18 protein-coding genes are annotated in these 23,185 nt (G+C 38.8%); 4 read left to right on the top strand and 14 right to left on the bottom strand.

Annotated features, from left to right (window positions below; genetic code table 11):
• Positions 1–2: 2 nt before the first annotated feature.
• The 3 genes from rimM to IPP32_10275 all read right to left on the bottom strand — a co-directional run bounded on the left by rimM (position 3) and on the right by IPP32_10275 (position 2,864).
• A complete protein-coding gene (rimM, locus tag IPP32_10285) occupies positions 3–554 on the bottom strand; it encodes a 16S rRNA processing protein RimM (GenBank protein MBL0048469.1) in 552 nt (183 codons plus the stop codon).
• A gap of 68 nt (positions 555–622) precedes the next feature.
• Positions 623–979 (bottom strand): DUF3276 family protein, encoded by a 357-nt coding sequence (locus IPP32_10280; GenBank protein MBL0048468.1) that lies wholly within the window; start codon positions 977–979, stop codon positions 623–625.
• 100 nt (positions 980–1,079) lie between these two features.
• Positions 1,080–2,864 (bottom strand): ABC transporter ATP-binding protein, encoded by a 1,785-nt coding sequence (locus IPP32_10275; protein ID MBL0048467.1) that lies wholly within the window; start codon positions 2,862–2,864, stop codon positions 1,080–1,082.
• A 157-nt stretch (positions 2,865–3,021) separates the two neighbouring features.
• Here IPP32_10275 and IPP32_10270 point away from each other — a divergent pair, with 157 nt between their 5' ends.
• Together IPP32_10270 and tatC are read left to right on the top strand one after the other, a co-directional pair.
• Positions 3,022–4,698 (top strand): T9SS type A sorting domain-containing protein, encoded by a 1,677-nt coding sequence (locus IPP32_10270; GenBank protein ID MBL0048466.1) that lies wholly within the window; start codon positions 3,022–3,024, stop codon positions 4,696–4,698.
• 161 nt (positions 4,699–4,859) lie between these two features.
• Positions 4,860–5,654 (top strand): twin-arginine translocase subunit TatC, encoded by a 795-nt coding sequence (tatC, locus tag IPP32_10265; GenBank protein ID MBL0048465.1) that lies wholly within the window; start codon positions 4,860–4,862, stop codon positions 5,652–5,654.
• On the opposite strand, the gene IPP32_10260 is transcribed toward tatC, so the two are convergent.
• The 6 genes from IPP32_10260 to gyrA form a co-directional block, all read right to left on the bottom strand.
• Positions 5,655–6,371, bottom strand: a complete 717-nt coding sequence (locus IPP32_10260) for a hypothetical protein (GenBank protein ID MBL0048464.1) — start codon at positions 6,369–6,371, stop codon at positions 5,655–5,657. It lies immediately after the preceding gene.
• Positions 6,372–6,419: 48 nt separating this feature from the next.
• A complete protein-coding gene (locus tag IPP32_10255; GenBank protein MBL0048463.1) occupies positions 6,420–6,644 on the bottom strand; it encodes a 30S ribosomal protein THX in 225 nt (74 codons plus the stop codon).
• Positions 6,645–6,692: 48 nt separating this feature from the next.
• Positions 6,693–7,751: an agmatinase family protein gene (locus IPP32_10250; protein MBL0048462.1), complete on the bottom strand. Its 1,059-nt coding sequence runs from the start codon at positions 7,749–7,751 to the stop codon at positions 6,693–6,695.
• 64 nt (positions 7,752–7,815) lie between these two features.
• Positions 7,816–8,103: a hypothetical protein gene (locus tag IPP32_10245; GenBank protein ID MBL0048461.1), complete on the bottom strand. Its 288-nt coding sequence runs from the start codon at positions 8,101–8,103 to the stop codon at positions 7,816–7,818.
• A gap of 17 nt (positions 8,104–8,120) precedes the next feature.
• Positions 8,121–9,302 (bottom strand): tetratricopeptide repeat protein, encoded by a 1,182-nt coding sequence (locus IPP32_10240; GenBank protein ID MBL0048460.1) that lies wholly within the window; start codon positions 9,300–9,302, stop codon positions 8,121–8,123.
• A 19-nt stretch (positions 9,303–9,321) separates the two neighbouring features.
• Entirely contained in the window at positions 9,322–11,892 is a 2,571-nt protein-coding gene (gyrA, locus tag IPP32_10235; GenBank protein MBL0048459.1) for a DNA gyrase subunit A, read from the bottom strand.
• Positions 11,893–12,153: 261 nt separating this feature from the next.
• On the opposite strand from gyrA, the gene IPP32_10230 reads away from it, so the two are divergent.
• Positions 12,154–14,706 (top strand): ATP-dependent Clp protease ATP-binding subunit, encoded by a 2,553-nt coding sequence (locus IPP32_10230; protein ID MBL0048458.1) that lies wholly within the window; start codon positions 12,154–12,156, stop codon positions 14,704–14,706.
• Positions 14,707–14,986: 280 nt separating this feature from the next.
• Here the strand turns inward: IPP32_10230 and IPP32_10225 are convergent, their stop codons facing one another.
• The 5 genes from IPP32_10225 to IPP32_10205 form a co-directional block, all read right to left on the bottom strand.
• Complete coding sequence (locus IPP32_10225) at positions 14,987–16,987, bottom strand: tail fiber domain-containing protein (GenBank protein ID MBL0048457.1); 2,001 nt, start codon at positions 16,985–16,987, stop codon at positions 14,987–14,989.
• Between the two features lie 426 nt (positions 16,988–17,413).
• Complete coding sequence (locus IPP32_10220) at positions 17,414–18,346, bottom strand: DUF4340 domain-containing protein (protein MBL0048456.1); 933 nt, start codon at positions 18,344–18,346, stop codon at positions 17,414–17,416.
• A 21-nt stretch (positions 18,347–18,367) separates the two neighbouring features.
• Positions 18,368–19,891 (bottom strand): Gldg family protein, encoded by a 1,524-nt coding sequence (locus IPP32_10215; protein MBL0048455.1) that lies wholly within the window; start codon positions 19,889–19,891, stop codon positions 18,368–18,370.
• Between the two features lie 5 nt (positions 19,892–19,896).
• A complete protein-coding gene (locus IPP32_10210) occupies positions 19,897–20,622 on the bottom strand; it encodes an ABC transporter permease subunit (protein MBL0048454.1) in 726 nt (241 codons plus the stop codon).
• Positions 20,623–21,025: 403 nt separating this feature from the next.
• Positions 21,026–21,955, bottom strand: coding sequence for an ATP-binding cassette domain-containing protein (locus IPP32_10205; protein MBL0048453.1), 930 nt, complete (start codon positions 21,953–21,955; stop codon positions 21,026–21,028).
• Between the two features lie 166 nt (positions 21,956–22,121).
• On the opposite strand from IPP32_10205, the gene IPP32_10200 reads away from it, so the two are divergent.
• Positions 22,122–23,174 (top strand): PD40 domain-containing protein, encoded by a 1,053-nt coding sequence (locus IPP32_10200; protein MBL0048452.1) that lies wholly within the window; start codon positions 22,122–22,124, stop codon positions 23,172–23,174.
• Positions 23,175–23,185 lie beyond the last annotated feature (11 nt).

Genomic DNA, 23,185 nt, shown 5'->3' with positions numbered 1-23,185 from the left:
TTTTATTCTTCTTGTGAATGTTTATCCGTAAGATAAAGTTCAATCAAACCCTCCGGAACATCAATTTTTAGTAGTTTGTTTTCGGTATCTACTTCTACAATAAAATCTTCATTTGCGGGTATTAAAATTTCTCTTCCATTATATTCAATTTCAAAAATTTCTTGCTGAGGATAGGGGACCACATTTCGTATTTTTCCCAAATTCCCAAATTTTTTATCTTCTACATCAAAGCCAATCATATCTTTGTATCGGATAAAACTATCGTCCACTTCAGGAAGCAAACTTTCGGGCAAATAAATGTCCTTCTTTTCCAATTGTTTGGTTGCTTCAATTGAATTAATATCCTCCAACTCCAGTATTGCTTCACCTTTTTTTCGATATGAAATTTTGCGCAAAAAATAGGGCACCAATTGATTGTTTACATCTAAAAATAAGCCTTCAATATCACCCAACAAATCATAATCTTCCATTAAGTTCTTTACCACCATTTCGCCTTTAAGTCCATGTGCTTTGCTGATCGTTCCGAAATAAAAGTGATTTTTGAATTTTGTCATGAGGAGGTGTTAAGGAGAAAAAAAAATCCCGAAATATTTCGGGACTTCACATTGTTTTAGTACGTGTATTATTTATCTAAATCTTCGAAGCTAATGTCGGTGCTTGAATTTTGAATGCCTTTATCCGCATTGTTTGCACGTCGCTCTGCAAAAGACTCTTGAGTGAAAGGTTGTTCTTTACGAATAAAGTTCATTCCTTCATTTAACCCTTCAATAAATTTGTCAAAATCTTCCTTGTAAACAAAAATTTTATGTTTGATGAAAGTAAATTTTCCATCGTCCGTAAATTGTTTTTTGCTTTCGGTAATGGTCAGATAATAATCGTTGGTCTTGGTGTTTTTCACATCAAAAAAATACGTCCGCTTACCAGCTCTAACTGACTTTGAGAAAATTTCTTCTTTGTCTTTGTTGTCAAATCCTTCCATAAATTGTGTTTGAGTACTTCGGTTTTTAAGAGTTAGTTTGAACAAAAATAGAAAATTATCTTAAATAACAAATTGGATAAAAAATTGTGCATCCTAAATTTTATGTTTCACTTACCAACTGCTTTTTATACAATTCAAAATAAATACCCTTTTTTGCCAAGAGATAAGCATGTGTTCCTTGTTCCACAATTTTACCTTCGGATAACACCAAAATGTGTGTTGCGCTAATTACGGATGAAACACGGTGGCTGATGATTACACTAAATTTTCCATGCATCTCACGATTCAGATTGTTCAATATTTTTCCTTCCGTTTCGGTATCCACAGCCGAAAGGCAATCGTCAAAAATTAAAAGCGATGGTGATTTAAGCAGTGCACGAGCAATCGACACACGTTGTTTTTGTCCTCCCGATAAGGTAATTCCTCTTTCTCCTAATAAGGCTTCAAACTTTTCGGGAAAGGCCACAATGTTGTCATAAATTACAGCACTTTTTGCTGCAGCAATTATACGCTCATCTGAAGCAAGTTCGTTTGCTAAACCAAAGGCTATATTGTTTTTTATGGATTCTGAAAAAAGGAAAACTTCTTGCGGCACATATCCGATTTGATTGCGATAAGAATTTACAGGAAGGCTTTTTAAATTTTTTCCATCTACCAATATTTCTCCTTCTTGCGGATCATACAATCTGCAAAGTAAATTCGCCAGACTCGATTTTCCTGAACCGGTTCTTCCAATTATTCCAAGCGATTCGCCTTTTTTAATACTAAAGCTGATGTTCGAAAGGGCTTGAATACCGGTATCCGGATACTTAAAACTAACGTTTTTGAATTCAATGCTTTCTTTAATGTTACTCATTTCTCCTGAACTTACAGGTATTTCAGGAGCAGTATTTAAAAATTCATTAATTCTAGCTTGCGAAGCCGCAGCTCTTTGAATAATTGAGGTTACCCATCCAAGTGAAGTTACCGGCCAAGTGAGCATGTTCACATACATCACAAATTCAGCAATATTTCCAATCGAAATTTTTCCGGCAATAGCTTGCTTCCCGCCAATGTAGATAGTGAAAAGTGTACTTAAACCAATTAATACGGTTACAATGGGTTGAAAATAGGCATCTGTTTTTACCAGATTCAACGAAAGATTTTTATAGGTTTCACTTTCAGATTCAAAAGTGGCACCCGAATATTTTTCACGGTTAAAAGCCTTTAAAACACGAATGCCTGAGAATGCTTCTTGCACATAAGAAGATAAGCGCGAAAGTTGTTGCTGAATTTTATCGCTTTTAAAATTTATGATGTTGCTTACCTTATAAATGCCATACGAAAGAAAGGGGAGAGGTAGCAAAATATAAACCGTAAGTTCCACATCAATGCGCAACATCGCTACAATTACTAGAATAAAAGTTACTAGTAAATTTATAGAATACATGATTGCAGGTCCAACATACATGCGAACCTGTCCAACATCCTCGCTGATACGAGCCATTAAATCTCCTGTATTGTTGCGCTTGTAGAACGATAAACTGAGCTTTTGGTAATGGTCAAATACTTCGTTTTTTTGATCATATTCTACTCTGCGCGACATCACAATAATGGTTTGCCGCATAAAAAACATAAACAATCCTTTTAAAAGAGAGGATAATACTACCAAAACAAAAAAGAGCAGAAATACTTTCGAAAAGCTGCCGAATAAATTACTTTGAAGTTCGGAACCTTTGTACTGATCATATATGCCTTTGCTTTCGGCAACAAAATCAATGGTAATGCGCGTGAGCTGAGCAGGGTATATAGCAAAAAGGTTAGAAATGGAAACAAATAAAATCCCAAAAAAGAAATGGAATTTGTATTTTAAAAAATAAGAATTGAGGCTAAAAAGTGCTTTCAATCGAGTTTAAAAAGTTGGCAGCGAAATTAGAGTTAATAATAATGCTTTACACGCAAAAAATGTAAGTCTGTCGAAAATCGCTGAATAGGGTTGTAGGATTAAAATTGATGCGTACATTTGGAAAAATTTAATCTATTAAACCCTTTAACAATAAAACATGAAAAAAATTACTTTACAAACTTTATTTATTGCCATTATTTCGCTACTTTCCATTTCATCTGCGAATGCTCAATTTCACGATGATTTTAGTCTTCCTAATGATACAGATGGGTTAAAGGCACGTGGTTACCTTCCTTATTTCCGTGGTGGAGCGCTTGGTACAGCTCCAATGTGGTTTCAAGGAAATCCAAACTTTCAACCTGCTTACAATGGTGCACCTGATTCTTTTGTGCAATCAAATTTTAACTCAGTTGCAGGCGCAACAGGAGTTACAATCGATAATTGGTTAGTTTTACCCGCATTGAATGTTAACATTGGTGATGCTATTTCATTTTATTCCATTAGCGTAACTAATTCAAATTTCCCGGATTCAATTCGTGTAATGTATTCTGATGCAGGAGATTCTATTCCGGAAGCTACTACTTGGGTTCAATTAGGAAACTTTGAAGTAACTACATCAGGTAACTGGGAATTGAAAACATTCTTTGTTGCTACTGCCGGTGCAAATGCACGTTTTGCAATACGTTATGCTGTTGCTGATGGTGGACCAAATGGAGCTAACAGTGATAATATTGGTATCGATGAAGTAAATGTTTACACGCCTTCAAGTGTTGATGGCGGTGTTTCTCAAATTAATACTGCTTCAGGTTGTGGCTTAACAAATGCTACTCCAATTGAAATTACAATTTCAAATTACGGTCTTTCTAAAATTGGAAATTTCCCTGTATCTTATAGCTTTAACGGTGGTGCTACCATTACTGAAAATTTTAACGATTCAATTGCAATTGGCGACACCGCTCATTTCGTTTTTGCTGCTACTGCCGATTTATCAGTTTCAGGTGATTATGCATTTTATTCAAACTCTGGTGTTGTTGCGGATGGAAATACCGCTAACGATGGCGACAGTGCAGTAATTAGCAATGTTACAGTTAACTTAACTGCAGGTGATCTTACCGAAGACTTCGAAGGTGCTTCTCTTCCATTAGGTTGGAATACCGAAGATGTGGATGGAACTGGATTTACTTGGGCTATTTCAAACGTAGGTAATATTTCTGCTGCTCAGTCTATAAGAGCTTTCGAAAATAACGTTAATGGTGCTTCGGAAGATTGGTTGTTTACTACTTGCGTAGAACTTCAATCAACAAATAATTATAAATTAACTTTCTATAAAAGATTATCACTTAATTATGCTGGTTCATTAGGTGTTTATGTGGGTACTGGCGATAACGTTCCTGCAATGACTCAAACCCTTGAAGCAGATGCTGCAATGACAGGTGATGGTATTTATTATGAAGATACTTTAACATTTACAGTTCCTACAACTGGTACTTATCACATAGGTTTTAAAGCTATCAATTCAGATGTAACCAACACTATCGCTTTGCGTTTGGATGATGTTTTATTGCATGATGCTGGTCCAGTTGGCGTGAAAGAAATTTCTTCTGATTTGGTTTCTATTTATCCAAACCCTTCTACAGGTCTTGTTAATTTTACAACCGTTTCAGGTTCAACTAAAATTGAAGTGTACAATGCAATGGGTGCATTGGTGTATACTGAATCAAAACTTGCTGCCGGTAAACATGCACTTGATTTAACTAATTTCTCAAAAGGAATTTATTCTATCAAAGCTACTAACGGAACTTCTGTTGATGTTAAAAAAGTTACCATTAACTAATTAGTTTATTCGTTTTTAATGAGAGGCGGGCATTTGTCCGCCTCTTTTTTTTTGAAATTATTTCAGGTATAAAAATTAGGCCTGCTCTTTTTACTTACCTTTGCGCGATTTTCAAAAATATGTTCGAACGATTTAAGAAAGCTGCCGACCCCAATTCAGAAATGTCGTTTCTCGACCATTTGGAAGCTTTGCGCTGGCATTTGGTGCGTGCTGCAATCGCCGTTTTTTCGCTTGCTATCCTCGCTTTCACTTACCGTGAGATAGTATTCGATAAAATTATTTTTGCGCCCCGTCATGCTGATTTTTGGACCTATGTGCAAATGTGCCGCCTGTCTAATTTTTTAGGCTTAGGTGATGCGCTTTGTATCAAAAACCTGAATTTTGAATTAATAAATACTGAACTCTCCGGCCAATTCACCATGCACATGTGGATTGCATTTGTGGCCGGTATAATATTAGGATTTCCTTATGTTATTTGGGAGATATGGCGCTTTGTAAAGCCCGGTTTAAAAGAAAGCGAACGCAAGTATACCACCGGAATCGTTTTTTTTACTACTTTTTTATTTGTGATAGGTGTAGTTTTCGGCTATTACATCATAGCACCATTATCAATTAATTTTTTAGGGAATTATCAAATTAGCAACGATGTAAAAAACATGATTGCAATGGATTCATTCATTTCAACCATCACCACCATAACCCTTGCATCTGGAATCGTGTTTGAGTTGCCCATATTGGTTTATTTTTTAACCAAGATTGGACTTATGTCACCCGAATTTATGCGCAAGTATAGAAAGCATGCAGTAATTGTAATTTTGATTGTGGCAGCTGTTATTACGCCATCTCCGGATATAACGTCACAATTATTAGTTGCATTTCCACTTTACCTGCTTTATGAAATAAGCATATTCGTCTCGATGTATGTGCTTAAAAAGGATAAAGCAAAACAGGATTAATTACCTGCTTCCGAAATAAGTTAAATTATAGTGCATCACAGCTTCCTTTCGCATTTTTTTACTGCGCACATTCAAAACAATGGAGGTAATTCCTGTACCAAGCGCAGCAACTGCTAGGATTCCTCCAAAAGCGAGATAGTTGGTGGGATAGGCACCGTAGTTGCCTGCAGATATGCTTCCGGCAATTAAAGTAATGTAGGAACCTACTCCAAGGGGAATAGGGGCAAAGGCCAAAAGCTTGGAAGTATGTTTATCGCTTTGCGCACTTTTCACCATTAAACTTAAAGGTTTATCGTTTTTGCTGAGTATCAATTCATCTACTTTTTTGGGGCTTAAACTAAAATAGCCAATGCTGTAATGATAACCGTCAATACTAATGGGAGAATCGGTTCGCATATCTTCTCTTGGGTTACGCTTTTTGGGAATCGGCGCAACCGCATAGTCATCTGTGGCAACTGGTTTTTCGTCTAAAAACAAATCCTTCGTTCCATTTTTATACCGAATCATAAATAGCTCTTTGCGCTCTAAGCTATAAATGGGGCCGTCTGGCAATTCTATTTTCTTAAATTTAATGAGTTGTGGTGTTACTTCTAATAATTGGGCTACAATTATATCCCCATTTCGTTTATAAATGGTGTCTTGCGCCCAAGTGTTTTTAACACCTAAACACATTAAAAAGGCAATAAAAAAAGGAAGTAGGAGCGACTTGTTTTTCATGTTTGTAAAAATAAAAAATCCCAACTCTTGGGTTGGGATTTTAAAGTATTATTCTTTTTTCTTAGAAGTTTTTGCTTTTGGAGCGGCTTCCTTTTTTGGAGCGGCTTCTTTTTTTGGTGCTGATTTTTTAACGGCAGCTTTTTTTTCTTTGGCCGGAGCAGCGGCAAGTCCCGGATTTACTGCGGCAACTTTTGAACCTACTCTTCTTCTTTTAACTCCATAAGAACCAATTGTAATTTTTCCTTTTTTGGATTTTTTATCTCCTTTTCCCATTTTAATTTTTTTATTAATGAATGGTGCAAATGTAATAAAATTATTTGCTCACTTTATTCTCCCGTTCGATTGTGCCATCAAGTTGCAAATACGATACAGTAATCGTCCAGCAACATTCGCATCCCAATCTCCTTCGCCACATCCCGTTTCATTTAAATCAAAACCAATAATTTTTCGGCCACTGCTTACCAGTTGCTCTATTAAATGCAAGGCTTCTTCAAATTCCATTCCGCCTGCAACCGGCGTTCCTGTATTGGGACAAAGTTTAGGATCTAATCCATCAATGTCAAAACTTAAATAAACCTTTTCAGGCAAATACGAAATAATTTGTTGATGCTGCTGCGCAATGCTGATGCCGTTGTAAGAATTGCGTTTCATATCACGGTCGTAAAAAGCCTTAACACGCCCATTCGAGCGCGCAATGTAGTTTACCTCTTCTTCGCAATAATCGCGGATCCCAACTTGCACCAATCCCGATACCCGCTCATTTTTTAATGCATTGTACATGATGGAGGCATGCGAAAACTCGAATCCTTCATAGGCTTCACGCAAGTCGCAGTGCGCATCCAATTGCAATATGGCAAAAGAATCATGCACTTCACTCAAGGCATTTATCAAACCCAGTGGTGTGCTGTGATCTCCACCCAAGCCAACCACTAATTTACCTTGCGAAATAAAATGCAAAGCACGTGCTTTTACCCATGCATTAAATGCAATCGTTTCGGCTAAAATTTCTTTTTGAATACGCTGAATATCGTGATGTTCGCTGCTACCACCATCCGCCAACACTGCAATGCATTCTTCCGCTTTTTGGCGTAATTCGGAACTTTTTTCAAACCAATCTTGCGGATATTCATCCATGGCAATGCCTAACTTCCAAGCATCTCTTATTGTTGGTTCATATAAATCGATTTGTCGTGAGGCCTCTAAAATATCTAGCGGAGCACTTGCTGTTCCGGGCTTGTAGCTTACTGTAACTTCCCACGGGAATGGAATAATTACCAATTCAGCTTCATCCGTGGTGAACGGCAATCCAAAAACTCCATTGTTATTATTTCCAACATCATTCGGATTAAAATCCTGTATCTTTTTTTCTTTAGAAGTCATCTTTTCAAAAATAAAAAACGCCTCACCCAAATTAATGAACGAGGCGTTTTTGCGAGTTAGTTTATTATTTAAATTTTATGCCGTATCCCAGGTTTTTCTCCGGGTCAAATATTATCCCATCTGCATCGGGGTATTGTTTTTTTACATTTTTAATCGCTTGTTTAAGCATTTCATTCAGTTTAGAACTTGTTCCGGAACCTACTTGTCCTAGCTTGTAATAAGCATCCACCGGTTCACTCATTATAAACACACTTAATCCATCCACTTGCTGTGGTTTTCCTAAATGATCACCGGCTGCTAAGCTAGTCAGGGAAATGGTTAGTACAAAAAGTACAATGCTTAATTTTTTCATGTCTCCAGCGTATATAATTAATAGTTTTTTAATTTTTCTTTAATCGCATTCATTTTTTCGGTTTGCTCAGTTCTAGCATACAAGGATTTTAGTGTATTTAGCAAATCCTTAAAGGTAACTTTATCCTCCGAGCCAACTTGTTCCGCTTTTTCTAAATAGGGGAGTGATTGCTTAAAAATATCGTCTACTTTTACCATTGCTGCTCTGTATTTCGCATCATCTTTAATATCGTTTGCCAAACTGGTTTGCTTGGCACCACGATTAAAATACAAGGCTCCTAAGTTATATAAGGCATCAAAATAGTCCGGCTTAATTTCAATTGCTTTTTTATATGCTGCTTCAGCATTCTCGTATTGCTCTAACTTATCGTAAATGGTACCCAAGGCAAAATGCAAAGTTTGATTAGTAGGGTCATTTTTAATCGCTAAATCAAGGTTTGCGAGGGCTTCTTTATCTTTACCGGCTTTTAAATAAAAGTTTAATTCTTCAATAATTAAGTCTTTATCGTTCGGAAAAGCTTTACGACCTGCAGCAATAGTTGCCAAGTATTTTTCGGTGTTGTTTTCCTTGTTATACACCGCAGCCAACATGGAATAGTTACGCGCACCATCAGCCGCTCCTCCATAATTCATATCAATCAATTGCTGAAAATAAAGCTTGGCCTTATCGGTCATATTCCCTCTATCAGCCGCTAAGGAAGCATTAAAAATAGCATTCGAATCAATTTTGTTGAAGCTCTCCTTGTTAATTTGTATTGATTTTTCGAAGTATTCAACTGCTTTTCCATAATTCTTTTCATTAAAAAAGGCAACGCCTGTGTTTAAGAAGGAATTGGCACAATACATCAAGTTACCGGGTGCTTCAGTGTACACCTTTTTTTCGTCATACTTAATGGTTTGCTGATAAGCTTTTGCTGCTTCCTCCAGCGGATTCGGGCTTAATGCTTTCGCTTTTTCATCTTTGCTATCGCTGATAGCTTGATAAATTTGAGCACGATTAATCCACATCTTCGCTTTGGTTTTTGTTTCCTCATGCTCTGTAGCTAAATCGATATACTTTTTAGCTTCTGCCAAATCGCTGGCATTTTTATCTTTCATAAAATACCCAAAATAATTTATCGCACTTACGATATTCTTATTTTGTGCATTTACGAGTGTTGATAGTCCTACTAAGGCCAGTAAAACAACTGCTTTCTTCATACATGTATTTTATTTAGGGTTATTTATTATCTTCTTCTGTTGCGGGATTGCTTCCGGTTGTATCCTGCTCATCATTGTTTTCTCCGGTCATATCTGTTCCTTCTGCAACAATTGGATTACCGTTTTCATCCAAGGAAATTTCCTCTTCCGGCTCGGCATCTACTTTTGCAACCGCGGCAATTTCGTCGTTCTTGCCTAAGTCAATAAACTTAACACCTTGAGTAGCGCGACCAATTACACGTAAATCAGCTACAGCTAAACGAATGGTAATACCCGATTTATTAATAATCATGATATCGTTTTCATCGGTAACATCTTTAAGCGCAATTAAATTACCGGTTTTTTCGGTGATGTTGATGGTTTTTACCCCTTTACCGCCACGGTTTGTAACACGGTACTCATCTATGTCAGAGCGCTTACCATAACCGGTTTCAGAAACAACCAATACATTGCTTTTTGGGTCACTGATACAAATCATACCAATTACCTCATCCGTTTCAGAACCTAAGCGAATACCACGCACTCCGGTTGCATTACGACCAATGGCACGTGCTTTTTCTTCTGGGAATCGAACTAGCTTACCTGCTTTAGATGCCAACATAATTTCGTTGCTACCGTTGGTTAATTTTGCTTCCAACAATGTATCTCCATCTTTTACATTAATGGCATTAATACCATTTTGACGAGGACGGGAGTAAGCTTTCAGACTTGTTTTTTTGATGGTACCTTTTTTAGTACACATAATAATGAAGTTATTGTTCAAATATTCTTCATCCGTTAAGTCTTTCACATTAATGTAAGCCTTAATCTTATCGTCAGGAGCAATGTTCAATAGGTTTTGAATGGCGCGGCCTTTACTTTGTTTGGTGCCTTCAGGAATCTCAAAAGCACGCATCCAGTAGCATTTACCTTGCTCGGTAAAAAACAATAAATAGTTATGGGTACTTGCCGTGAATAAATGTTCTAAGAAATCCTCCTCACGGGTGGCACTTCCTTTAGAGCCTTTTCCACCGCGATTTTGAGTTTTATATTCGCTTAACTGTGTCCTTTTAATATAGCCCAAATGTGAAACCGTAATAACAATTTCCTCATCTGCAATCATATCTTCAATTCTAAAATCCTCCGCAGAGTACACGATTTCAGATTTGCGGGCATCGCCATACTTTTCTTTCAGCTCTAATAACTCATCTTTTATGATTTGCATGCGTAAGCCTTCATCCGCTAAAATGGATTTCAAGAAGGCAATTGTTTTCATTAATTCGGTATACTCATCTTTAATCTTATCTCTCTCTAAACCAGTGAGTACACGTAAGCGCATCTCAAGTATTGCTTTAGCTTGAATTTCGCTTAATCCGAAGCTCGCCATCAAGCCATCTTGAGCCGCCTGAGGGGTAGCTGATTCACGAATCATCTTAATTACTTCGTCCAAATGGTCGAGGGCAATTAAATAACCTTCTAAGATATGTGCTCTCTTTTCGGCCTGAGCCAATTCGAATTTTGTTCTGCGAATAACCACTTCATGACGGTGCTCCACGAAATGATGCAACATGTCTTTCAAGTTCAGCATCATTGGCCGACCTTTTACCAAAGCAATGTTGTTAACGCTGAACGAAGTCTGTAATTCGGTGTATTTGAATAGTTTGTTAACCACTACATTCGTGATGGCATCCTTTTTAACTTCATACACAATGCGCATTCCGCTGCGGTCGCTTTCGTCAAAAATATTGCTGATGCCTTCTATCTTTTTATCGTTAACCAAATCAGCAGTCTTCTTAATCATTTCCGCCTTGTTGATTTGATACGGAATTTCAGTTACAATAATGCGCTCTCTTCCGGAAGCAGTTGTTTCGATAGTATGTTGCGCACGAAGCACAATTCTACCTCTTCCTGTTTCAAAAGCACTGCGCACACCATCGTATCCATAAATAATACCACCAGTAGGAAAATCAGGTGCTTTAATATGCTGCATTAAACCTGCAATATCTATTTCACGATTGTCGATGTAAGCAATGGTTGCATCCACTACTTCACGTAAATTATGTGGTGGCATATTGGTGGCCATACCTACAGCAATACCCGAGGCGCCATTTAATAATAAGTTAGGCAATTTAGAAGGCAAAACGGTAGGCTCTTCCAAGGAATCATCAAAGTTCAAACGAAAATCAACGGTATCCTTCTCAATATCGGCCAACATTTCTTCTGCAATCTTTTTTAAGCGGGCCTCAGTATAACGCATTGCAGCCGGACTATCTCCATCCACCGAACCAAAGTTACCTTGACCATCCACTAAGGGATAGCGTAAACTCCATTCTTGCGCCATACGCACCATCGCATCGTATACAGAAGTATCGCCATGCGGGTGATATTTTCCTAAAACCTCTCCAACAATTCTTGCTGATTTTTTATAAGGTCGGTTGCTAAACACGCCAAGGTCGAGCATTCCGTAAAGTACTCTTCGGTGAACCGGTTTCAATCCGTCACGTACATCGGGTAATGCACGGCTCACAATTACCGACATCGAATAATCGATGTAAGCGGTTTTCATTTCTTCTTCAATGTTAATCTTAATAATTCTTTCTCCGTCTGCCATTTTATCCGTTAAATTAGTTTTGCATTAAGTTTGTTAATTTCCTTAAAAATTTGAAGCCCGAAGATACACAAAATAGGAGCACGGAAAGCCAAAAAAATCAAGGCAATTTATTAACAATTTCTTTGTTTAAAAATTGAATTTGTTGAAAAAAAAGCTCACTTTTGTTTGTATAATTTTGAATTGTTCAAAAAATAGTTTTGATTTGCTGAACACAGTGGGTACTTCAAGCGTATATAGTGTAACAGTTTAAAAAAGAAATTTATGGAAGCGAAATTTTCACCCCGGGTTAAAGACGTTATCACCTACAGCAGGGAAGAGGCGTTGCGATTAGGTCACGACTATATTGGCACAGAACATTTATTGCTGGGAATTATCAGAGACGGCGAAGGAATGGCGATAAAAATTATGCAAGCTTTGGGTGTAAACCTGACTGAATTGCGCAGATTTATTGAGCAATCCATAAAAACTCCTGCCAAGCCCACCAACAATTTACAAAACATTCCACTTATTAAGCAAGCGGAAAAGGCTTTGAAAATTACTTATCTGGAAGCAAAAGTGTTTAAGAGTGCCATGATTGGAACCGAGCATTTGTTGCTCTCCATCTTAAAAGTGGAAGACAATTTGGCTGCTTCCATATTAGCAAAGTTTAATGTGGATTATGAAGCGGTGAAAGCAGAATTGGAATTATTGCTTACCAACCCTGATGCTTCCTCAATGGGTGATGCTCCCCGAGCTGATTTGCCGGGAAGTGCCAGCGAAGACGATGATGCAGATGATGCAAGCAGCTTTACACAAGGTGCTAAAAAACCGGTTGATCCCAAATCAAAAACTCCGGTACTTGATAATTTTGGACGTGATTTAACTAAAGCAGCTGAAGAAGATAAATTAGACCCAATTGTAGGCCGCGAGAAAGAAATTGAACGCGTTTCTCAAATTCTTAGCCGCCGAAAAAAGAACAATCCCATTTTAATTGGTGAGCCGGGAGTTGGAAAATCAGCTATTGCCGAAGGTTTGGCTTTGCGCATTGTTCAGAAAAAAGTATCGCGCACCTTATTTGGAAAGCGCGTCGTTACCTTGGATTTAGCCTCTTTAGTTGCGGGAACAAAATACCGCGGACAGTTTGAAGAGCGCATGAAGGCGGTAATGAACGAATTGGAAAAATCGCCGGATGTGATTTTGTTTATTGATGAAATACATACCATTATCGGTGCAGGCGGTGCTTCGGGATCTTTAGATGCCAGCAACATGTTTAAGCCGGCTTTAGCCAGAGGTGAAATTCAATGCATTGGAGCCACTACTTTAGATGAATACCGTCAATACATCGAAAAAGATGGAGCATTAGAAAGACGTTTTCAGAAGGTGCTTGTGGAACCAGCCAATGAAGAAGAATCCTTAGAAATTTTAAAAAACATCAAAGAAAAATACGAAGACCATCACAACGTAACTTATACGGATGAGGCATTAAAAGCTTGTGTAACGCTTACACAACGCTACCTCAGCGATCGCCACCTTCCCGATAAGGCTATTGATGCCATGGATGAAGTAGGAGCGAGGGTGCACATTACCAACATTAATGTACCACAAAATGTGATTGATATTGAGAAGAAATTAGAGGAAGTTAAATCTCAAAAAAATAAAGTTGTTCGCAGCCAGAAATACGAAGAAGCTGCAAAATTGCGTGATACAGAGCGCCAATTGCTCGAACAATTAGAAGCAGCAAAAAAAGTGTGGGAGGAAGAAACCAAGAACAACCGAGAAATGGTGAGCGAAGATAATGTTGCGGAAGTGGTAGCCATGATGACAGGTGTGCCGGTGCAACGTATCGCTCAAAATGAAAGCTCTCGTTTGTTAACCATGTACGATTCCATTCACGGTAAAGTAATTGGACAAGACGATGCCATTCGCAAAATTGTAAAGGCCATTCAGCGTAACCGTGCCGGTTTAAAAGATCCGAACAAACCTATTGGTTCTTTTATTTTCTTAGGTCCTACCGGTGTAGGAAAAACGCAATTAGCAAAGATTTTAAGTAAGTATTTGTTTGATAGTGATGATGCCTTGGTGCGCATTGACATGAGCGAATACATGGAAAAATTTGCGGTTTCACGTTTAATTGGGGCACCTCCGGGATATGTGGGTTATGAAGAAGGCGGACAGTTAACTGAAAAAATTCGCAGAAAGCCGTATTCAGTTGTGTTGTTAGACGAAATTGAAAAGGCGCATCCGGATGTATTTAATTTATTGCTTCAAGCTTTGGATGATGGACAATTGACGGATAGTTTGGGAAGAAAAATTGATTTTAAAAATACCATCATCATCATGACTTCCAACATTGGTTCACGCCAATTGAAAGATTTTGGACAGGGTGTTGGATTTACCACAGCGGCAAAATCAGGCGCAAGCGATGCCAATGCTAAAAGTGTGATTGAAAATGCATTAAAAAAAGCATTTGCACCGGAATTCTTGAATCGGATTGATGATGTGGTAATATTTAATTCACTTAGCCGCGAAGACATACACCAAATTATTGATATTGAATTGGCGAATTTATATGGTAGAATCGACACTTTAGGCTTTAAGATTAAGATGACAGAAGAGGCCAAAGATTTTATTGCTGAAAAGGGCTACGATAGCAGTTTTGGAGCACGTCCATTAAAAAGGGCAATTCAAAAATACTTGGAAGATCCTTTAGCTGAAGAAATCATAAAATCAAAACTGAGTGAAGGCGATGTGATTGATGTGGGCTTTGATGCCGAGAAAAAGGAAATCACTCTTAAAGTAACTAAGGGTAAGAAAAAGAAAGCCAAAGAGGAATAGTCTGTATAAAATTATAAAGCCCTCAGCGATTAAAATTCGCTGGGGGCTTTTTCTTTTGAGCCTTTTAGAAAGAAATGTAATAAAGACTTCAAATGAATCTTATTGCGGTTCGCAGTTTCAAAAGCAGCTCTATATGAAAAGATTGCTTAGTTCCTCGCAATGACAGTCCCTATTAACGTCATTGCGCGGTTGAGGAGCTTTCAAAGCAATCTTTTGCTATGGTGTGCACTTTTCTATTCAAAAGATTGCTTCGTGCCTCGCAATGACGGGTGAAATTTTATTATTTCGTTAAGGTCATCAATTTAGAATCTATTTGCTTACCATCAATTAGCAAGTGATATACGTAGGTTCCTGATGTGAGAGAATTTGCTGCTACTTCCACTTGTCCCATTCCTCTTGTTAAGATATCGATGCTTTTTACAGCAGTTCCATCCAGCATATAAATTTTAATCGCTGCTTTTGATGCGGATTTTGGGATGTAAAATGAGATGGTAGATTTTTCGGTAAAGGGGTTGGGTACATTTTGTTGAAGTGTCGCAATTTCTGCCGAGTTGGAGCCTGTGGTGTTTGTGCTGGATTTACTTTCGAAGCTGGTACAACACTGACTTAAAGCTTGCTCAAACTCGCTTTGTTTGCGGCTTAATTCAGCTAATTCGGACTTCAGTGTGCTTACTTCAGTTGATTTTTCTTCAATTTGTTTTTGCTGTTCTTTCATAGCCTCCACCAACACCGGAACTAAACCTTCGTAGTTAACAGCCAAAAAGTCGTTGTCGGTTTTAATGACCAATTCGGGAAAATATTTTTGAATATCCTGAGCAATAAAGCCATAAGATTTTGCATCCGGGAATTGCATTTCTGGATAGGCTTCGGTATTATATTCGTACTGCAAACCATTGAGTTTTAAAACATGCTCTAATGAACCTTTTAATGGCTCAATATTTTTTTTGAATTTTTTATCAGAGGCAATAAAAATTCCGCCGGAAGCCAATCCGCTTCCATAAACCGTTAATGCTAAACGATAGCAATTACAACCGTTAGATGAAATGGCAAGTGGTGGCCCGGCAATACCAACGCCCGAATGTTTACCGGAGCTGCAATTGGCTAAATTGGTGCTTTGTTGAATAATGCTGCATCCAAGTTTATTGTCGTTTGTCCAAAAAGGAATAAAATTAGGTGTGGTGCAAGTTGCGCTTAAACCTAGATTTTGCGGCAGCCCATTTAGGTAAGTGATATTTCCTGCATCGTCGGAAACGAGGGTACGTGTAGCAGGGATGAGCTGCAAGTCTTCGAATTTTACACGTGTGGAATGGTCGTTTGGCGAGGTTGTGTAATCACCTACATGTAAATTAGCAAGGGGGCCATGTGTTGTTCCCATTGTTACGGAATAATCTTGAGCAGCAGAACCATTTCCCAGTACCATGCAGTTGTTGCAATTGGCAGTTGCACCGGCACCCAAAGCAGCAGCATTGTTGTGATTTGAGCCTGCAATGGAAGCATCCTTTCCGAGTAATGTGCAATCGAATGAACCGGGACCATTGCTTTTAGTTAACTTTCCAATAAAAGTATTCCCACTGCCGGTATAAACGCCAAAACCGGCACTGTCGCCCATAAAGGTATTGTCGGATCCGGTAGTTACCGAATCGCCGCTATTGTAGCCAAAAAATGAATTATAGCCACCTGTTGTTACAGCATAACCTGAACGCCCGCCAATAAAGGTATTGTTTGTGCCGGAGCTGAGCAAGTGCGCGCTATATGTACCCATGGCAACGTTGCTAAATCCGGTGGTGAAAAAGCGACCGGTATTTTTTCCAATAAAAATATTTTCGGTACCGGTTGCATTATCCCCGTATCCGGTATGCCAACCAATAGCAATATTATATGAGCCTAAATTGGCATATCCGGCTAGTTTTCCTAAAAATACATTCCCTGTGCCATTCGTGTTCATAAAGCCGCATTGAAATCCCATAAAGGTATTGTTGAATCCGCCAATCATGGAATAACCCGACCAGGTTCCCACAAAAGTATTATTTCCTCCACTGGTAATGTTCCAACCGGAGCGGCTTCCAATGAGTGTGTTGTTAAATGTCATGCTGCTGTGACCTGCTCTGTAACCCACATGGGTGTTTGAACCCGCTGTGTTATTGAGTGCTGTTTCGTGTCCAATAAAAACATTTTCGCCCTGCCCGCCAAGAATACTGGTAGTAACCTGATTATTGTTAGCCGGACTATTTTGCACCCCCAAAGCAGGTGGCCAAAAGGTATTGGATTGTGCGTTGGCCATTGTACTGAAGCAAATTAAAAATGCTAAAAAGGCTTGCGCGAATTTGTTTGATTTAAGTTTTTGGTAATGAATATGCATAGTGATTATTTTTTGAAGATACCTACTTATGCGCTTTTCGGTGTTGGCGGTTAGAAAGTCGTTAACTAACACTCAAATATTCTATTAATCTTGAACTAATTCAAATGGAATTTTACGAGCCTTTGATTTTAGTCGATGAGTGGGAATGACTATAAATCAAGAATTGATTTTTAAATCATCTCTTTAATTTTTTAGAACAATATTATACATGTAATTTGCATTTGCGACAGGGATGGAACGGCCTGTTTGAGCTCTTTTGCGCCGGCTTTTCCGCCCAGCAAAAAGCGAGTAGTGACAGCCCGGTACCGCCTTTTTTGGAGGCGGTAGTCGCCCAAATGAAATCGCAAATTAGTTTATTAAACCGGCTTTTCCGACAAAAATTTGTCGTGCAATGCTTCCTCTGCCTTCGCTGAAATAGGCATCGTTATTTTGATTGGAATGCACTATTAACTTTTGCACCGAATCGGCTGGGTAGGCCAACACATTTATGGCTTGCGCCTGATTGTTTCCTTGAATAGTTAAGCTGTAAAGCGGTGATGCATTGGGTGTATAGCCTTCGACAAAGGCTGCACATTTTAGGGTTTCGAGCGTGGTTAAATATTGATTCACTTTGGTGGAATCGGCCGGCACTCCATTCAGCAGCCATTGGTTGTTTTGCTTATTGAGCACAAAACTGCTGTCGCTGGGATAGGTAAATGTTAGGCTGGTCCAATTACTTTTATTTCCACTAATGACCGTTTTCTTACGCCAAGTGTTAAGTCCTTCGTTCATTAATAGCGACATGTAGCCCTCCACCGCATACACCGGTTCTTCTGCTGTATTTCGAATATACGACATCCCATTGCGTGAGGAGGCATTATAGCTAAACTTTCCGAGCATAAAATCATAGGTTTGATTGTTGGTTACAAATTTTATGCGCGTTCCTGCGGTATCGTCAATTTGCAAGTTTTTCCAGCCGGATTTGTCTTGCGCCCCTAAACTCAAGGCTTTTACGTTTACAAATGCGGCTAATAAATTGCGCACAGCGTCGTTGTCGGCACTTGTTTTAAGCTTATCGAATTGCAGCTCCCAATTTTTTCCGTTGCGATTGATTTTAATTTCTTTGCCTTTTTCTTGTTTAGGATAAATTAAAATTTGGTTTACGGAAGTACTGTCGATATTGGCAAACGCTTCGTTAAAGGTATTGTCGGTTTTATCTGATTGAAATTTGCTGAGCGCCAGAATGGCAAGTAAAACAGCAATTACTAGGAGGAGTATTTTTGTGTTGAATATTTTTGACATCGTTTTTGTAAATTGAATTTCTTAATTGAAAAAATCTTCTTCCATGCGGCGCACACGCTGACTTCGCTTTAGTTGCATGCGGATAAAACCATAGGCAATGATGAGTAAAATGGGCAGCAAAAAATTGAAGTATTTGTAAAATGTTTTCGTACCCTCTTCGGTTTGATCGAGTGGGCGCGAAGTAACACCTTTGGTGCGGAGTTCAATTAATCCGGTATCGTCCGAAAGCCAATCGATTGCGTTTACTAATAAATTCACATTATCGGGTGGCAATTGTTGCGCCGCCTGCTGACCTTCGCCATTCACCGCAAAATCGCCGTTGGCAATCACCACCATTTTTGAAGCGGCACCGCCCGCAATATTTCCGCTCACTGCAGCTCCAATGGTTAAGTGATGTAAGGGGAAATCGGCATTGGTCCATTGTTTTTGCACATTAAAAAATGAATTTGACTGCTGAGTACCTGATTTATCGCTGGATTTAAGGATAGGGATAAACTTAAGGGAGGAATCGCCGGTATATTTAATTGGACTTGGAAAACGTAAAACTACTTGCTCCAAGCCTTTTGTAACCGGATGGTCTTCGAATTTATTGATAAGTGGAAAATACGGAAATTGCATTTGCGTGTTAAACGAAAATCCGCCTTGCTGCTGCATTACGTTCACATTGCCGCACAAGGCATCCACGATTATTTGATCTTCGATGTTAATTTTCTTTAGAGCCAACCAATCTTCCAAGCCGGTGTGTCGCGCCGTACCAGTGGCTTTGCTTAAGTCGGCATTTTCGTGGCTGTAAGCAATGAATACATTTTTTCCTTTGGCCATAAACTGCTCAATGTGCTGTAAATCGCTTTGCGGGAAGGTGTCTTTGGGGTCAATAATGGCAAGGGTTTTAATTTGGTCGGAGAGGGGAGTGCTGTCGTTTAAAGTAACTGTTTGTACTTCATACAATACCGCCAACGCGCTGTAAGCTTGCTGGAGCGCTTGCAAATTGGGTTCGCCATGGCCTTGGAGCAGGCCTATAACCGGTTTGTTTTGCACCGACAATTTTTTTATGCTCGAGGAAAGCGCAAACTCCATGGCTGCTCCGGGTTGCATAAAGGGGATAACTTCAGTACGATCGCCCATTTGCAATTCCGCACCTAAATAGGCTTTTTGTTGCTTTACCTGATCTTTTTCGCGTACATTAATCATGACGGGTTGTATACCTGCTTGAGCTGCTTGTTGCTCTATTTCTTCCTTTTCATTCGGATTGATGAATTGATACACAATTTTGCCATTAGAACGATTGGCATATTCCACCAATAACTCTTTAAAATCACGACGGGTTTTGGCCACATCAGGCGGTAAATTTTCGGAGAAATAAGCTTTAACTGTAACCGGTTGAGTTAAGCTGCTTAATATATCGGTAGTGGCTTTATTGAGCGTATAGCGCTTGTCAGCTGTAAAGTCGAGTCGGAAAAAATACCGGTCTGAAAGCACGTTAATAAGCACCAATACGCCAAGGGAGAGAAGTATAAAGTTGAGTATAGATTTTTTTGTTTTCATACGGATTATTCTGCGATGTTTCGTTTTGATAAGGTAATTTCAGATAAAATAAGTCCAAGAAATATTACAGAGAAAAAATACACCAGGTCTTTGCTATCGATTACTCCCCTGGAAATGGATTCAAAGTGCGAGGATAGGCTCAAGTAGTTGAAGAATCCACCAATGGTGCCGGTAAAACTTTGTGCCAATACATCAAAAATTACATGGAAAAATATGCCGATAAAAATTGCCAATAAAAAGGCAACAATCTGGTTGTTGGTAATGCTGCTGGTGAATATTCCGATACTGATGTAGGTTGCCGACATGAGCAATAGTCCCAAGTATCCGGCCCAAACTGAGCCATGGTCGATGGGACCGAGTTTCCATACCGAAATATAATAGGGCAATGTAAGCGCAAGCGCGAGACCAATAAGCACCAAGCAAGCCAAAAATTTTCCGAAAATTACTTGCCAGTCGGTTACTGCTTTTGTAAGTAGTAATTCGATGGTACCGGATTTGTTTTCTTCGGCCAGCATGCGCATGGTTATGGCGGGGATAAAAAAGAAAAGGGTCCAATAGGCAATGCTGAAAAATACTTGTAAATCGGCTTGGTTCCGAAGAAATATATCGGCGCCATAGAGCCAAGTAAAAAATCCGCTGAAGCCTAAAAAAGCCACCAACATGATATACGCCATAAGCGAATCGAAAAAAGAGGCGAGTTCGCGTTTTGCAATAATCCAAATTTTATTCATAGTTCAAATTAATTGTTTTAGGTAGTTTAGGTTTTACATTTATGGGTAATCCTTAAAATTTAATTATTTAATAATTCGATAAAAAAACTCAATTTTCGTTATAAATCTGCGTTCTGTTCCACCCCCTGCCCCCGCCAGCGGGGGATATTCTTGAATCGCAACTGAACGAATTGAATTCAAAAATTCAATGACTCAATATTTAAATAACTCAATAGCTCAAAAAAATAAATCATAATAAAAACTCAATCTTCATAATAAATCCGCGTTCAATTCCACCCCCAACCCCCGCCAGCGGGGGATATTCTTAAATCGCAACTGTTTTTATTGAATTCAATAATTCAATAAATTAATAACTCAATAACTCTCCTTCGACTTCGCTCAGGATGACATCAGAACTCAACAACTATTTCACCGTAAGGTCTCTGAACAGGTCTTCCAGCTTGGTTTCTATGGGTGTCATTTCGGTGAGCACCCAATTGTTTTTTACACAGAGTGAAAATATATCTCTTTTGTTTCCATAATCACCGCGGCTTTGCACTTCGTAGCAGTTTTCGATTCCGCGAATGGGATCTACGAGACCAACATGAGGCAAGGCTTGTAATTGTTGGATGATGTCATTTCTATGCCCGTCTTCAATGCGAACCTTTAGCAATTCACGCCCTTGAGATTGTTTTCTCAAGTTTTCGGAAGTGCCATCTGCTGCAATTTTTCCTTTGCTGATGATTAAAATTCGGTCGCATGTGGCTTCTACTTCAGGTAAGATATGTGTACTAAGAATAACCGTTTTTTCTTTTCCCAGTTCTTTTATAAGGCGACGAATTTCTACGATTTGATTGGGATCCAAACCGGTTGTGGGTTCATCTAAAATTAAAACCCTGGGGTCATGAATCATAGCCTGAGCTAAACCTACACGCTGGCGATATCCTTTAGAAAGCTCCCCAATTTTTTTATGCTTTTCGGCCATCAAACCGCAGGTTAAAATCATTTCTTGAATGCGGCCTCTGATACGACTTTTAGGCACACCTTGGATGGCAGCCGAAAATTTTAAATAATCAATCACCGGCATGTCGAGGTACAAGGGGTTGTTTTCGGGCAAATACCCAATTAGTTTTTTTACTTCCTCCGGATTTTCCCTTACTGAATACTGGCCAATGCGCGCTTCTCCTTTATTGGGGGCTATTAAGCCGGCAAGAATTTTCATCGTAGTAGTTTTTCCTGCACCGTTGGGGCCAAGAAAACCAAGTACTTCGCCTGTTTTTACATGAAATGAAATGTTGTCGACAGCCTTTTGAGGACCATATTTTTTGGTGAGATTTTCAATAACTATATCCATATAATAGGTATCAATTTGTATTAAAATCGGGAGGCAAATATTTTTTAAAAATGTTTTTTTTCAAAATGGATTTTTTTAAAAAATGTTAAATTGCGCAATGCATAAGCGCAATACATGAATATTACGCTTGCTTATTTATGACTATTTTTGAATCCTAATTTTATTTATGAAAAGAAATATCTTGTTTTTAGCTTCATTCCTGTTGTTCACTGGTTTAATGAGTAAAGCCCAAACCGAAAAGCACCTCAAGAATATTCAACAACTCACCTTTGGTGGCGATAATGCCGAAGCTTATTTTAGCTTTGATGATAAAAATTTATCCTTTCAATCCAACAATAAAAATTGGGGTTTGCAGTGTGATCAGATTTTTAATTTGAATATTGAAGCTGCAGCGAAAGATACTGCATACCATCCTAAATTAATAAGCACCGGTAATGGACGCACAACCTGTTCTTATTTTATGAAAGATGGGAAACATATTTTATATGCTTCTACGCATGCAGCGGATAAGGCTTGTCCGCCCAATCCTGCTCCACGTGCCGATCATAAATATTTGTGGGCGGTGTATGAATCGTTTGATATATATGTGGCCGATTTAAATGGCACAATTACCACCCAATTAACGAATAGCCCCGGTTATGATGCCGAAGCAACGCTATCGCCCGACGGAAATAAAATTGTATTTACCAGCATTCGCAGTGGCGATATGGAATTGTGGACCATGGATGTATACGGAAATAATTTAAAGCAAGTAACCAATGGTTTGGGTTACGACGGTGGCGCCTTCTTTTCGCCGGATGGGAAAAAATTAGTGTTTCGCGCATCACGCCCTCAAACGGAAGTGGAGCAAAAGGAGTATAAAGATTTATTGGCTCAAGGGCTTGTAATGCCTACCAATATGGAAATTTATACTTGCAATGTAGATGGTTCGGATTTGAAACAAATAACGCATTTGGGTAAAGCCAATTGGGCGCCGTATTTTTTACCGGATGGAAATAAAATTATTTTTTCGAGTAATCATGACGCTGAGCGCGGATATAATTTTAATTTATTTACCGTGAACCTGGATGGAAGTGGTTTAGAAAAAATAACGCAGGAGAGCAATTTTAACGCATTTCCAATGTTTTCGAGAGATGGTAAGAAAATTGTGTTCTCATCAAATCGCAACAATCACGGCTCACACGATACCAATTTATTTATTGCGGATTGGGTGAAGTAATAAGTTAACCG

The sequence above is a fragment of the Bacteroidota bacterium genome (assembly GCA_016721765.1).
GTDB lineage: Bacteria > Bacteroidota > Bacteroidia > UBA4408 > UBA4408 > UBA4408.
Note: the sequence above shows the minus strand (reverse complement) of the source record. Positions and strands in the feature narration are given on the sequence as shown.